The following is a 13433-nucleotide window of genomic DNA, read 5'->3' as shown; positions in this document are numbered from 1 at the left end:
GCGCCGGGCGCAACGAGCCGGGACGGTCAGAGGTTCGGCAGCTTGGCGGCGAGCTTCGGCGTGGGGGCGTCGCCGAAGGTGCGCCAGGCGTAGCCCTCGACCTCTTCGGCCTGGAGCACCACCTTGGGGTCCTCCATCCAGAACGCCCACCGGATGTCGGCGTGCCAGTGCTCGGGCTCGGCCTTGGTCGGGTTGGCGGGGATCAAGTGGACGTCGATGTCGATGGGGGTGACGTCCTGTCCGGGCGGGGAGACCGTGCCGTGCCAGGAGATTCCGGTCTCCTCCTCCAGCTCGCGGAGCGCGGCGAGCATCAGCCCGTTGTCCTCAGCCTCTAGATGGCCGCCGGGCAGTAGCCACCGGCCGAGCGTCTTGTGCTGGATGAGCAGCAGGCGGCGGACGTCGTTGACGACGACGGCCCCGGCGGTGACGTGCCCACCGTCGAACGTCTTGCGGGACGTCAGGTCCACGTCGCCGCGCTCCAGCGCTCGGGTGAGAGGCGCCAGGTGCTTGGCCTCGTCCGGGTAGCGTTCGAGGTACCGGGCGACGGTCTCGCGGATCTCGTCGGTGGTGATGCTCAAGAAGGGGCTCCATCGAAGTAGCGCAGCCAAGTGGACGCGATGAACGAACGGGTGGTCTTGTCGAGCTCGTGCAGGCCGGGCTCGTGGCCGGCGGATGCCAGAGTGGCCAGGGCCGCAAGGATCTCGGCCTGGACCAGGAAGATGAAAGCACCGACGCACGCGCCGTGCAGGAAGTTGACCGCGTTCCCGTCGGCCAGCACGTAGAAGAAGTGCCCCGTCCGGGCGTACCGGGTGATGTGCTCCCCGGCCGGGGTCCGCCCGTACAGCTCATTCAGGGCCGCCAGCTCCAGCTCGTCGTCGGAGCTGGTCACCGAGGCGATGTACGCGCCGTTGGCGATGGCCGCGAAGTCGTCCTCCTTGAGCGCCAGGTTGCCCGTGGCGCACACGATCAGCCCGGACCCGGCAAGCGCCTGGGCGAGGGCGGGAGCGGCCCGATAACCCTGGCTGAGGGCTTGAAGGCGCTTGACGGGGTCGCGATCGTAGACGGTGACGGCGACGTGCTTGGCGTGCAGCATCGCCGCTACCGAACGGCCGAGCTTCCCGTACCCGATCACCGTGGCCGCGCGGCCCTGCAGGATGTCGCCACGGGAGCGGATCAGGGCCTCCGCAGAAAAAGTGACCGACTGCCCCACCAAGTAGTCCTCGGGGTCCTTGAGCGGAGAACGGGCGACACTGAACACCGGGCACGGCAGCTTGTCCAACGCCGCATACCGCTGGTGGCCGTTCTCGGTGTCCTCGACCACGCCGACGATCCGGCCCGAGAACCGGGCGCACACGTGCTCCAGGGAGGGTGCGAAGTACCCGCCCACGTCGAGCAGCACCACGTCGCGCCCGGCCGCCCGGTCCTCTAGAACGCTCAGGGCGTGGTCCGGGTCAGCGAAGGCCGCGCGGTCCAACTCTGCGACGGGCATGAGCCCGGTGATCTCCCGCAGCGCCCCCGCGTTGATCGACTTGGGCTTGGGCAGGACGGCCGCGATGCTCGCGGCTCGGGCAACGGCCCGCAGGAACGCGGGCCGCTCGGGCAGCAGGTGTGTGATGACCATAGCCATCGTCTCGGCCGAGGGCTCGAATCGGCCGGTGACCTTCTTGAAGAAGGCATCCACTCGCGAGACCTCGAAGTCCTCCAGCACCGTCATGACGCCCCCACCCGCCGCGATGCCATCTTCACCGCGACGACCGTACCGGTCGGCTGGTCGGCCTCCACGAGCGGGATGCCGTCCGCCCACGTGAACCACAAGCGGCCCCCGTCATCGGCGCGGGCCTGGCACCACACCTCCACCGGACGCCCGCCCAGCCGCTTCGCCGTCAGGTGGAACGCCTCGGTGCCCACGGAAAAGCCTTGGCCCTTGAGCAGCCCGCCAAGGTCTTCCAGCGCAGCCCGGCGCGGATCGGTGATGGTCTCGGTGTCGGCCTCTCGGGGCCGGTCGAACGACGGCAAGTGTTCCTCCGGAGGGGCTAGCGGTGGGGTCTTGTGCCCTCTGACACTCGCTCGCGTCGGCCCTCGGAGGCCAGAAAGTTGGTAAGGGTTGGTAAGGGGCGCTTAGCCGTCGATGTCGAACTTCTCGTGCGGCGTGGCCCGCTCCCACGCCATCTCCACGGCCGCGACGATCGCGGGAATCTCGCGCGGGTCGGTCACGTAGGTGTAACCGGGCACGTGCTCGCCCTCGCCGTTGTTGTGGTTGAACGCCACCAGGCGCTGATCGAACATCCAGAGGTCGGTGTGCGGCAGGAGCAGGCCGAGCGCGTCGGGCCGCCATAGCCAGCGGACGTCCTCACCGGCCTGGATGTTCTCACCGGTAACCATGTGCAGCCACCGCGAGTAGGCCGACGCCGGGCGCGAGATGACCCGGACTCGGCGCACCGTGACGCCCCGCGAGACCGCGCCGCCGATCAGCCGGTCCCACCGGCCGCCATCGTCCGACAGGCGGGCCGGGCCTCCGCTCCGCCACGATTCGAAGTCCTCGCTCGGGCCGTAGAAGTCGCGCAACTCCAGGTGGACCGCCGAGCGACGGGCACCCGCGAGCATCTGCTCGAAATCCGGAGCGCCGTGCCCGACCCTGCCCTCTTCGTAGCCGGTGAGGGCGTCGAGAATGACCTGGCGCATACGGGCCGGCAACCACACGACCTCCTCGTCAGAGGCGAGTACGGCGTGCTCCGCGAGCATTTCCAGTACGGCCGGGTCGGTGACCCGACGACCCTGGAAGAAGAAGTCTCCGGTCAGCGGATCGACGAACACCGCCGGGCAGTGCTCGCGGTCGGAATCATCGTCTCCGCCGACGAAATCGAGGCGGGTGAAGCGGGGGCTGGTCATCGCGTGCTCCTTGGTGAGGCCAGAAACAACGAGCCGTTCTGAGAACTTCACCCCCCGTCGTCCGGGCCGTCAAGCGCTCTGAGCGCTTCGAGGATCAACGCCCGCGCTTGCTGCCCGTAGACGGCGATCGACTCTAGCCGCGCCCACATCTCCAGATAGAGGCGCACCTCGGGCGGCGCGGTGATGTTCAGGTGACCCGAGGTCAGCTCGATCGAGACAAGGCTGGCGTCGTCCATGGTGAACGACTCGCCGGTGATGACGCCCCGCCGGTCGATTCCCCGAGGGATGATCCCGAGGAACACCGTGGGCCGTCGCATCATCTCAAGCAGGTGCTGGAGTTGCCCCCGGTGCGCCTCCAACGACCCCGGCCGATACCACAGGACGTCTTCCTCAAGGATGAACAGCCACCGGGCGTCAGGGCGCTTCAAGCACTCCTGACGGGCGAGCCGCGCGGCGACCGCCTCGGCGACGTCGTCTATCTCGACGTGCTGGTCTATCCGCACCCGGTCGAGGTAGAAGGCGATCATGTCCGCTGTCTGGAGCAGGCCGGGGAACACGCGGGTCTGGTAGACCCGCTGCACGGCCACCGTCCAGTAGATGCCGCGCAACCGCTCCTGCCGCGCCTTGAGCCCGCCCTGGTTCAGCTCCATGTGCGTCGCCCATGCGTCCGCCACGTTCGCCTGCTCGGCCAGCAACTCGGCCGTCAGCTTCGCCGACGCCCCACATACCTGGCACCACAACCGCACCGTGTCGGCCGTGATCGCGTACTGCCCCTTCTCGATCTTCGTCACGTTCGCCGCCGACCGCCAGCCCGCCCCCGCCGCGAACGCCCGGCCCGTCAGCCCACGCTCCTGGCGCAGTGCTCGCAACCTGGCCCCCAAGCGCACACGGGCGGCCTGGGCGGACGAGGACGGGGACGAGTTCATCAAAGATAATCATGCCCGGCCGGGGCATCCGGCTCAGGACTCCTTGGTAAGGATTAGTGCGAGCTAATGGCCACCAACGGGGCTACCGGTGGGCATGGCGGAGACGGTACGCGGCGGCGGCCAGCAGCGACGCGGTGTACCGGCGGTTCGAGGAGGGGGCGCGCGACGGCGTCGAGGTGCTCGGCGCGGACACCCCGGCGGGCGCCAGGCTGGACGAGACCCGCCGGTTCTTCGCCTTCCTCCGCCGCGAGGTCCCCGACCTGCTGCGCAGGTGGCGGGAGTACAACGACGCGGCGCGCCAGGACGCCTGACGCCCGGCCGGGTCAGCGCCCGGTCAGCGTGTCCCAGAAGTCCAGCTTGTGGGCGGCGTCCTGGTCGTAGGGCCCGACGCCGCCGGGGCCGACGTCCAGCCGCTGCACGTACGGCGTCGCGTCCCCGGCCCGCACCCGCTCCCAGCGCGGCAGGCCGGGACGGTTGGGATCGCCGGTGGCGGCGAAACGCGCCCAGTAGCCGATCATGGTGTCACCCAGCCGGCGCTGCGGCGCGGTCAGCGGCGCGGAGTCCCAGGAGACGTCGAACAGGAACGGCAGCTCGGAGCCGTGCGAGGCCAGCGGCCGGACGCCGGGCAGCGGGTAGAGCGCGGGCGCGGAGCGGTCGGTGAACTCGTAGGAGTAGGTCGGCACGTGCTCGGCGAAGAGCCGGGCGGTGTCCCTGGCCGGCCACGCCCATTCGAGGTCGCCGATGACGGCCGCGGCGGCCTGGAGCGGGGAGCCGTGCCCGCCCGCCGGGTACTCCGCCAGGATCGCGGGCGCCTTGGCCCCGAAGCCCTGGGCCAGCCGAGTCTCGTAGCCCTCCTGGGTCAGGCCGGACATGATCTCCGCGGCGAACAGCGTGCCCTCGTCCCGGGTGATGCCGGTCAGCACCGGGACCCGGTGGAACCGTCCCTCGGCGAAGACCTTGGCCGGGTCCTCCGGCAGGACGGCGTTGCCGTAGCCGGGCAGGGACAGCGGGAGCTGGGTGAGCAGTTCGGCGGGCGTCTTGCCGCGCATGCAGGCGAGCAGGGTGGCCGGATCGAAGCAGCCGAGCAGGCTCGCCAGGTACTGCCCGTAGCCGTCGTGGCTCTCCGGGGCCATCCACAGCGGCACGTTGAGGAGGGGCTGGAAGCCGGCGGCGGCGAAGTCGCCCATCCGGCAGGAGGTGCTCTGCCCGATCACCCGGTGGAAGAGTCCGGCGGCCGAGGGGGAGGCGAGCTGCGCGCACACCGAGTGGGAGCCGGCCGACTCCCCGGCGAGCGTCACGTTGCCCGGGTCGCCGCCGAAGGCCGCGGCGTTGCGCGCCACCCAGCGCAGCGCGGCCTGCTGGTCCTCGATCCCGAACGCGCCGCCGTTCGCCAGGCCGGGCAGGCCGAAGAACCCGAGGATGCCCAGCCGGTAGTTCACCGTCACCACGACCATGTCCCCGCGCACGGCGAGCCGGCGGGCGTCGTAGTCACTGCCCGCCCCCTTCTTCAGGCCGCCGCCGTGCAGCCAGACCAGGACCGGCCTGGGGCGGGCGGGGGAGGCCGAGGCGGGCACGGTCACGTTGAGGAAGAGGCAGTCCTCGCTCTCGCTGCCGGGCAGGCCCCAGCTGTCGGTCACCTGCGCGCACCGAGCGCCGGGGGCGGTCGCCTGGCGCACGCCGTGCCACGGGGCGACCGGCTGCGGCGAGCGCCAGCGCAGCTCGCCGACCGGGGGAGCGGCGTAGGGGATGCCCTGGAAGAGGGTGTGGTCGCGGGCCGCGGTGCCGCGCACCCAGCCGGAGTCGGTGCGGACCGTCGCGGACCCGCCCTTCCCGCCGCCGGGTGAGCCGGCCGCCGCCGCCGGGAGCGCCGTCCCGGCCAGCAGGAACGCGGCTATCAAGGTGGTCGCAGAGCGCCATAAAGATCTCATGGGCAGACGCTACGAGATCCCTGCGCCCGCTACGAGGGCCCCCCGGTGAACATCGCGGGCCGCCCCCTGAGAGCATGGGCCGCGCCCCGGGTTACGGTCAGCACCAAAGGTTAAGGGACGCTTAGCTGAACGCGTCACAAACGCCGTGTGGCGGCCTGCGGTCAACCGGCCCCGGCGATACCACTGTGACCTGCGGATTCATGGTTCTCAGCATCGTAAGGTCACGAAATGGTTGCGGTAGCCGCCACGGTTGAGACCGGAAGAGTTCACCTTTCAGTCACTTTTTAATAGGCGATTGGGTCACCTTGCCCTCCTAATGTCTGGAACGTTGCAAGGACCAAGTGGGAGGGAAACCCAACCGTGAAGTATGTAGGCCGGCTCGCCGCGGTCGCCCTCGTCGGCGCGCTCTCGCTCGCTGCGTGTGGCACCGATGACAACAGTGGTGGCACCGACACTGCCAGCGCGCCGGCCGCGGCCGACGCCGGCGGCAGCGCGCTCAGCGGCACGATCAACGCCGCGGGTTCCTCCGCTCAGGCCAACGCCATCGACGAGTGGAAGAAGAGCTTCCAGCAGGCCAACCCTGGTGTGAGCATCAACTACCAGCCCAGCGGCTCCGGCGCCGGCGTCCAGGCGTTCACGCAGGGCACGGTGGCCTTCGCCGGCTCCGACTCGGCCCTGAACCCCGAGAAGGGCGAGCCCGACGCGGCCAACGCGCGTTGCAAGACCGGTAACGCGATCGACCTGCCGATGGTGGTCGGCCCGGTCGCCGTCGTCTACAACCTGCCCGGTGTGGACGGTCTCCAGCTCTCGCCGAAGACCATCGGCGGCATCTTCGACAGCAAGATCACCAAGTGGGACGACCCGGCCATCAAGGCGGACAACCCCAGCGCCCAGCTGCCCTCGACCGCCATCCAGGCCGTCCACCGCTCGGACGAGTCGGGCACCAGCGACAACTTCACCAAGTTCCTCAAGGCCACCGCCGACTGGGCCTACGAGCCGGGCAAGGCGTGGCCGGCCGAGGCCAAGGGCGTCGGCGCCAAGGGCTCCGACGGCGTCTCCCAGGCGATCAAGACCACCGAGGGCGCGATCAGCTACGTGGAGCTCTCCTACGCCGAGAACTCCTCCCTGCAGAAGGCCAAGGTCGCCAACGGCTCCGGCGAGTTCGTCGAGCTGACCCCGGAGAGCGCCGGCAAGACCGTCGAGGCCGCCGAGGTCATCGGCACCGGCAACGACCTCGCCCTCAAGATCGACTACGCGACCAGTGCGGCCGGCGCCTACCCGATCGTCCTGGTCACCTACGAGATCACCTGCGAGAAGGGCCTGTCCGCCGAGGAGCTCCCGCTCGTCAAGTCCTTCCTCACCTACACCGCCAGCGACGAGGGCCAGGCGGCGCTGACCGAGCTCGGTTACGCCCCGCTCCCCGCTTCGCTGGTCGCCAAGGTCCGGACCGCCGTCGGGGCCATCTCCTAACACAGATGACGACTCCACTACGTACTCGCTCAGGCGGGCCGGTCAGCCGGCCCGCCTCGCGGCGCAGCCGCGGTGAAGGCCCGTTCCGGTACGCGGCCACGGGCGCCGGCATCCTCCTGCTGGTCATCATGGCGGCCATCGCCGTCTTCCTCGTCGTCGAGGCCGTGCCCGCCCTGCGGGTCAACAAGGGCGACTTCTTCTCCGAGGTCATCTGGGACCCGAACGGCACCCAGACCTTCGGCATCGCCGCCCTCGCCTTCGGCACCGTGATCAGCTCCCTGCTGGCCCTGGTCATGGCGCTGCCCGTGGCCGTCGGGGTCGCCCTGTTCATCTCCCACTACGCGCCGCGCAGGCTGGCCGGCCTCCTGGGCTATGTGATCGACCTGCTGGCCGCCGTGCCGAGCGTCGTGTACGGACTGTGGGGGGTCGTCTTCCTGGTGCCGTTCATCACCGGCCCGTGGAAGTTCCTCAACGAGTACCTGGGCTGGATCCCGCTCTTCGCCGGTGACAGCGTCGCCGGACGGTCCGTGCTGACCGCCTCGGTCATCCTCGCGGTCATGATCCTGCCGATCATCGCGGCGATCTCCCGCGAGGTGTTCCTCCAGGTGCCCAGGTCGCACGAGGAGGCCGCCCTCGCGCTCGGCGCCACCCGCTGGGAGATGATCCGGATGGCCGTGCTGCCGTTCGGGCGCCCCGGCGTGATCAGCGCCGCCATGCTGGGCCTCGGCCGGGCGATGGGCGAGACGATCGCGGTGGCGCTCGTCCTGCCCGCCACCTTCGGCATCAGCTTCCAGATCCTCACCGCGCAGGGCAACAGCATCGCGGCGAACATCGCCAACGGGTTCGGCGAGGCCACGCCGATCGGCCGGGGCGCGCTCATCGCCTCCGGCCTGGTGCTCTTCGCGATCACGCTGGTCGTGAACATCGCCGCCCGGCTGGTCATCGCCCGGCGCAAGGAGTTCTCGGGAGCCGCCGCATGAGCGCCGTCCAGCACATCTCCCCGGCCAGGCGCTTCAAGGACCGGCTGGCCGGCGGCCTGGTCTACCTCGCGTTCGCCATCGCGGTGGTCCCGCTGGTCGCCGTCCTGTGGATGGTGATCCAGCACGGCGTCGCCCGGCTGGACCTGGAGTTCCTCACCCACTCCATGCGCAACATCGGCGCCAGGGACGCGGGCGGCGGCGCCTACCACGCCATCCTCGGCACCCTGGAGCAGGTGGCGCTCTCCTCGCTGATCTCGGTCCCGGTCGGCCTGCTGACCGCGATCTACCTGGTCGAGTACGGCCGGGGCGGGCAGCTGAGCAGGGCCATCAGCTTCTTCGTCGACGTCATGACGGGCATCCCGTCCGTGGTCTCCGGCCTGTTCATCCTGGCCTTCTGGATCCTCGCGCTCGGCATGCCGTTCTCCGGGTTCGCCGGCGCGCTCGCGCTGTCGATCCTGATGATGCCGACCGTGGTCCGCTCGGCCGAGGAGATGCTCCGCCTGGTGCCGAACGACCTGCGCGAAGCGGCGTACGCGCTGGGCGTGCCCAAGTGGCGGACGATCGTGAAGGTCGTGCTGCCGACCGCGTTCACCGGCATCGCCACCGGCATCATGCTGGCGGTCGCCCGGGTCGCCGGTGAGACGGCCCCGCTGCTCCTCACGGTGTTCTTCACCGACTCCATCAACGAGGACCCCTTCAACGGTCCCCAGATGGGCCTTCCTCTCTACGTCTTCGACCAGGCGGCGCGCCCGACCGACGTCGCCGTGGACCGCGCCTGGGCGGGCGCTCTCACACTCATCCTGATCGTCATGCTGCTGAACCTCGCAGCGCGCTTCATCGGCTGGTGGCGCTCGCCCGCCAGGAACCGATAGGGGGATAGATGGCTAAGCAGATCACGGTCTCCGGCCTGGACGCCTACTACGGCTCGCACAAGGCCATCGAGGACGTCTCGATGACGATCGAGCCGGCCTCCATCACCGCCTTCATCGGCCCCTCCGGCTGCGGCAAGTCCACCTTCCTGCGCACACTGAACCGGATGCACGAGGTCATCCCGGGCGCCCGGGTGCAGGGCAAGGTGATGCTCGACGGCCAGGACCTCTACGCGGGCGACATCGAGCCGGTGTCCGTGCGCCGCATGATCGGCATGGTCTTCCAGCGGCCCAACCCGTTCCCGACCATGTCCATCTACGAGAACGTCGCGGCGGGGCTGCGCCTCAACGGCCGCCAGGCCAAGTCCAAAACCGACGACGTCGTGGAGCGGTCCCTGCGCGGGGCCAACCTGTGGAACGAGGTCAAGGACCGGCTCAACAAGCCGGGCGCCGGGCTCTCCGGCGGTCAGCAGCAGCGCCTGTGCATCGCGCGGGCCATCGCCGTCCAGCCGGACGTGCTGCTGATGGACGAGCCCTGCTCGGCTCTGGACCCGATCTCCACGCTCGCCATCGAGGACCTGATGGTGGAGCTGAAGTCGGAGTTCACCATCGTCATCGTCACGCACAACATGCAGCAGGCGGCCCGGGTCAGCGACCGGACCGCCTTCTTCAACCTGGCCGGGCAGGGGCAGCCCGGCAAGGTCATCGAGATGGACGAGACCTCGCGCATCTTCACCAACCCGTCCGAGAAGGCGACCGAGGACTACATCACCGGTCGCTTCGGATGATGGCACGACATTGGAGGTAAGGGAGTGATCCAGCCGCAGACGGCTCCCGAAGTGAACGGGGACACTCGGACGGGGCCCCTGCTGCTGGTCGCCGATCCGGAGGCCGGTCTGGTGGCGGACCTCGCGGTGGCGCTCGAACGCGAGGGCATCGAGGTGCAGGGTGTCGGGGACGGCGCGCAGGCGCTCCTCCAGGTCGGGGCGCTGCACCCCGACGTCCTGCTGGTCAGCGCCGCGCTGCCGGTCCTCGGCGCGGTGGAGGTGATCAGGGCGGTCCGGTCCAGCCGGGAGGTGCCCGTGCTGCTCGGCATCGGCGACCACGACGCCGAGCACGCGGTCCAGGCGCTCACCGCGGGCGCCAACGCCTGCGTGGCCCGGCCGTACCGGTCGCCCGAACTGCTGCCGCTGATCCACGCCGCCATGCCGGGAGGCGGGTCCGCGCGCAAGGCGATCTCCGTCGGGCACGTGGAGCTGGACCTGGAGGCGTATCAGGTCCGGGTCGCCGGTGAGACCGTGCACCTGCCGTTGCGCGAGTTCGAGCTGTTGCACTATCTGATGCGCCACGTGGACCGCACGGTCACCCGCGAGCAGATCATGCGGCACGTGTGGAACTCCGCCTTCACCACCTCGACCAACACGATCGCCGTGCACGTCAAGCGCATCCGGGCGCGGCTGGGCGACCACGACGACCGGCTGATCCAGACGGTACGCAGCGTCGGTTACCGCATGGTGACCCCAGGCTGAGCCGGCGGCGAAGAAGGCCGAGACGATCCCTGCGGATCGCCTCGGCCTTCGCCGTTCGAGGACGGGTACCGCCCGGTGCCGCCTTCTCCGGTCCGTACGGCCCGCCACGACGGCTGACCGAAACATGACTTTTCGCCCTGCTTCAACACAGGCGCCCACACGAGGTCCCGGACGCATTCTCTACGCGAACCCTGCCATGACCCTTGCGACAGGCCGCTGACCTGCTGGTTCGCCCGCCGGGAGATGGCCATAAATATTCCGTAAGGGTCCGTCGTAAAGCCGTATGAATGCCGTCTGAATCGGATGTCCTTTTCTACCGGCGCGGTTTCATAGAGGTATGGGAACCAACGATGTGACGGAACGGCGTATGCGTGAGCGCGACCCGAGGCCGCCGCTCGGCTTCCTGATCCCGGGCGGCTTCGCGTTCAGCGTCGCGTGCTGCGCGCTGGTGGCGCTGGTCCTGCCCGCCGACACGGTGCTGCGGGCCGCCGCGATGGGCGTCGCCGTCGCGGCCTACGCGGCGTGGGCACGACATCCCATGGCCGCCCTCGCCACCGGGGTCATGGCCTGGTTCCTCACCACCGGTTTCCTGGTGAACGCCCTCGGCGTCCTCACCTTCGCCGGCGCGGACGAGGTCCGGCTGGGCGCGTTCGCCGCGGCGGCGCTGCTCGGCTGCGCGGGCGCGGCGCTGTGGGGCCTCGTGACCCGCGCCAGGCGGCACGGCCGGCCCTTCCCGCCGATCACCCTGCCCGCCCAGCCCACCCCCCAGGGCCACGAACTGGCAGCGCGAGACCCACACCACGTCTGACCCGCTCGCCCTCGCACCGGACGGGCGTCGCGGCGCGGGCGCGAACGCCTCTTCGCGGACCGGGACGAACAAGCGGGGTGACGCGCCGCGCGATGCGGACGGCCATGAGCGGAGTGCTGACGCCTCCTTGACGCCCCCCCGGTGGCCGGGCCGGGGTGAGCGTGGTGGGTGCCCGGCGGGCGTCGCTACGCTGTTCGCCCGAGGTGGTTGGAGGACTTCATGGCCGGTGGCCCGCTGCAACCGGGGGATCCGCGCGCGCTGGGAGCGTTCCAGGTCGTCGCGCGTCTGGGCGAGGGCGGGCAGGGGGTCGTCTACGAGGGGCGCGACGCGTCCGGCGGGCGGGTGGCGATCAAGGTCCTGCGGGGCGGCACCGATCCCGGCACCCGCCGCCGGCTGGCCAGGGAGCTGGAGTCCGCCCGCCGGGTGGCCCCCTTCTGCACGGCCCGCGTGCTGGCCGCCGAACTCGACCGGCCCGACCCCTACGTGGTCAGCGAGTTCGTCGCCGGTCCCTCGTTGCAGGAGCGGGTGCGCGACGGCGGCCCCCTGCGGGACGGCGACCTCGACCGGCTCGCGGTCGGTACGGCTTCCGCGCTCGCCGCCATCCACGCCGCCGGGGTCGTCCACAGTGACTTCAAACCGGCCAACGTCCTCCTCGGTCCCGACGGCCCCCGCGTGGTCGACTTCGGCATCGCCCGGCCGCTCGACGCCGCCACGGCCCCCTCCTCGCTGTCCGGCACCCCGCCGTACATGGCTCCGGAGCAGCTCAGAGGGGAGCACGGGGCGCCCTCGGCAGACGTCTTCGCCTGGGCCGCGACCATGGTCTACGCGGCCACCGGCCGGGCGCCCTTCGGCAGCGACACCGTCGCCGCCGTCTTCCACCGCATCCTCAGCCAGGACCCCGACCTCGACGGCGTCCCGCCCACCCTGCGCACGGTCCTCGCCACCTGCCTGTCCAAGGACCCGGCGGCCCGTCCAGCCGCCCGCACCCTCCTGGTCCACCTCGTAGACCCCACCGCAGGCCCCGCCGCCACGCACCCGCCCGGTGCCGCTTCCCGGACCACCACTCCGTACGGCCCCGGGGTCACGGCTCCGCCCGGGTATGGGGACATCCGGGTTTCCGGCACCAACGTTTCCGCCAACGTTTCCGGCGTCACCGTTCCTGGCACCAACGTTTCCGGCACTTTGGTTTCCGGACCAGGGATTTCCGACACAGGGGGTTCCGGACCTGGTCCGGCTGGTGGGCGGCGGTCGCGGGCGTGGCCGGTCGTTTCGGTGGCCGTGGTCGTGGTCGTGACCGTGCTGGTGGCCGGGATCGCGTCCGTGTACCTGCTGTCGAGGTTCGGCGGTGAGGTGGCGGACGGCGTGCGGGACGGCGCGTCGGGTTCCGTGGCGGCCGGTGGCTCGGAGCCGGCGGAGGACCAGGGGGCGTCCGGTACCGGGAACGGCGGCTCCGGCGCGACCGGCGACCGGAGCACGACCGTTGACCGGGGCACCGGTGACCAGGGCTCGACCGGCGGGCCGGAGGCGGCACGTGATTCGGGTGCCGCCGATGATCCCGGCGCGACCGGGGAGTCGGGGACGGTCGATGACTCCGGGAGAAGCGGGAATTCGACGGCCGGTGACTCCGGCAGGAGCGGGGAGTCGGGCACGGCCGGGGACCGTTCGGTGAGCGGGCCGGTCGCGCGGGGATCGTCGGGCGGCGGGATTCCGCAGGAGTTCGCGGGGACCTGGCAGGGCCGGGTCGCTCGGTCGGACGGGAGCGGGGACGCCGCCGTCATCACGCTCCTCCTTCCGGCGGGACGCTCCACCGGGACGTACCGGGACGGCGACTGCGAGCAGCCGGTCAAGCTGCGGGCCGGGTCCCGCGGCACCAGCCTCGAAGTGACCGTGGAGCAGGTGCGGACGCGGCAGCGGGTCTGCGTGGGCGGGGACGCCACCCTCACCCTCGGCCCCGCCGGAACCCTGGCCATCGTCCGCCAGGAGGGCGGAGGCGGCGCCGACTACCGCGGCACCCTACGCCGCCCCTGACCCCTC

Annotated in this window: 14 protein-coding genes; 8 read left to right on the top strand and 6 right to left on the bottom strand. The window is 70.8% G+C overall.

The features are described 5' to 3' along the window. Nucleotides 1-26 precede the first annotated feature (26 nt). From QSK26_RS22775 to QSK26_RS22755, 5 genes are all read right to left on the bottom strand, one after another. Nucleotides 27-578, bottom strand: coding sequence for an NUDIX hydrolase (locus tag QSK26_RS22775; protein WP_285777257.1), 552 nt, complete (start codon nucleotides 576-578; stop codon nucleotides 27-29). Then, entirely contained in the window at nucleotides 575-1714 is a 1140-nt protein-coding gene (locus tag QSK26_RS22770) for an NAD(P)-binding domain-containing protein (protein WP_285777256.1), read from the bottom strand. Before QSK26_RS22770 ends, QSK26_RS22775 begins: the two co-directional genes overlap by 4 nt. After that, on the bottom strand, nucleotides 1711-2016 hold the full coding sequence (locus tag QSK26_RS22765) for a hypothetical protein (protein WP_285777255.1): 306 nt from the start codon (nucleotides 2014-2016) through the stop codon (nucleotides 1711-1713). Before QSK26_RS22765 ends, QSK26_RS22770 begins: the two co-directional genes overlap by 4 nt. Nucleotides 2017-2118: 102 nt before the next feature. Beyond that, the gene (locus QSK26_RS22760; protein WP_285777254.1) at nucleotides 2119-2889 is read right to left on the bottom strand and encodes a DUF6879 family protein; all 771 of its coding nucleotides are present in this window, start codon (nucleotides 2887-2889) and stop codon (nucleotides 2119-2121) included. Between the two features lie 47 nt (nucleotides 2890-2936). Beyond that, a complete protein-coding gene (locus tag QSK26_RS22755; protein ID WP_285777253.1) occupies nucleotides 2937-3815 on the bottom strand; it encodes a helix-turn-helix domain-containing protein in 879 nt (292 codons plus the stop codon). A 56-nt stretch (nucleotides 3816-3871) separates the two neighbouring features. Here QSK26_RS22755 and QSK26_RS22750 point away from each other — a divergent pair, with 56 nt between their 5' ends. Beyond that, entirely contained in the window at nucleotides 3872-4126 is a 255-nt protein-coding gene (locus QSK26_RS22750; RefSeq protein WP_285777252.1) for a hypothetical protein, read from the top strand. 12 nt (nucleotides 4127-4138) lie between these two features. Here the strand turns inward: QSK26_RS22750 and QSK26_RS22745 are convergent, their stop codons facing one another. Further along, nucleotides 4139-5743: a carboxylesterase/lipase family protein gene (locus QSK26_RS22745; protein ID WP_285777251.1), complete on the bottom strand. Its 1605-nt coding sequence runs from the start codon at nucleotides 5741-5743 to the stop codon at nucleotides 4139-4141. 360 nt (nucleotides 5744-6103) lie between these two features. Here QSK26_RS22745 and pstS point away from each other — a divergent pair, with 360 nt between their 5' ends. From pstS to QSK26_RS22710, 7 genes are all read left to right on the top strand, one after another. Beyond that, nucleotides 6104-7213 (top strand): phosphate ABC transporter substrate-binding protein PstS, encoded by a 1110-nt coding sequence (gene pstS / locus QSK26_RS22740; protein ID WP_285777250.1) that lies wholly within the window; start codon nucleotides 6104-6106, stop codon nucleotides 7211-7213. Between the two features lie 5 nt (nucleotides 7214-7218). Further along, the gene (gene pstC / locus QSK26_RS22735) at nucleotides 7219-8193 is read left to right on the top strand and encodes a phosphate ABC transporter permease subunit PstC (protein ID WP_285777249.1); all 975 of its coding nucleotides are present in this window, start codon (nucleotides 7219-7221) and stop codon (nucleotides 8191-8193) included. Next, the gene (gene pstA / locus QSK26_RS22730) at nucleotides 8190-9065 is read left to right on the top strand and encodes a phosphate ABC transporter permease PstA (protein ID WP_285777248.1); all 876 of its coding nucleotides are present in this window, start codon (nucleotides 8190-8192) and stop codon (nucleotides 9063-9065) included. The genes pstC and pstA overlap by 4 nt, the downstream gene beginning before the upstream one ends. A gap of 8 nt (nucleotides 9066-9073) precedes the next feature. Further along, complete coding sequence (gene pstB / locus QSK26_RS22725) at nucleotides 9074-9850, top strand: phosphate ABC transporter ATP-binding protein PstB (RefSeq protein ID WP_285777247.1); 777 nt, start codon at nucleotides 9074-9076, stop codon at nucleotides 9848-9850. Nucleotides 9851-9901: 51 nt separating this feature from the next. Further along, a complete protein-coding gene (locus QSK26_RS22720) occupies nucleotides 9902-10591 on the top strand; it encodes a response regulator transcription factor (protein WP_285777246.1) in 690 nt (229 codons plus the stop codon). Nucleotides 10592-10958: 367 nt separating this feature from the next. Beyond that, nucleotides 10959-11399, top strand: a complete 441-nt coding sequence (locus QSK26_RS22715; protein WP_285777245.1) for a hypothetical protein — start codon at nucleotides 10959-10961, stop codon at nucleotides 11397-11399. A 219-nt stretch (nucleotides 11400-11618) separates the two neighbouring features. Continuing rightward, nucleotides 11619-13427 carry a serine/threonine-protein kinase gene (locus QSK26_RS22710; RefSeq protein ID WP_285777244.1) on the top strand — a complete coding sequence of 603 codons (1809 nt, stop codon included), beginning with the start codon at nucleotides 11619-11621 and terminating at the stop codon, nucleotides 13425-13427. Nucleotides 13428-13433 lie beyond the last annotated feature (6 nt).

The sequence above is a fragment of the Microtetraspora sp. NBRC 13810 genome (genome assembly GCF_030268685.1).
Classification (GTDB): domain Bacteria; phylum Actinomycetota; class Actinomycetes; order Streptosporangiales; family Streptosporangiaceae; genus BSRQ01.
Note: the sequence above shows the minus strand (reverse complement) of the source record. Positions and strands in the feature narration are given on the sequence as shown.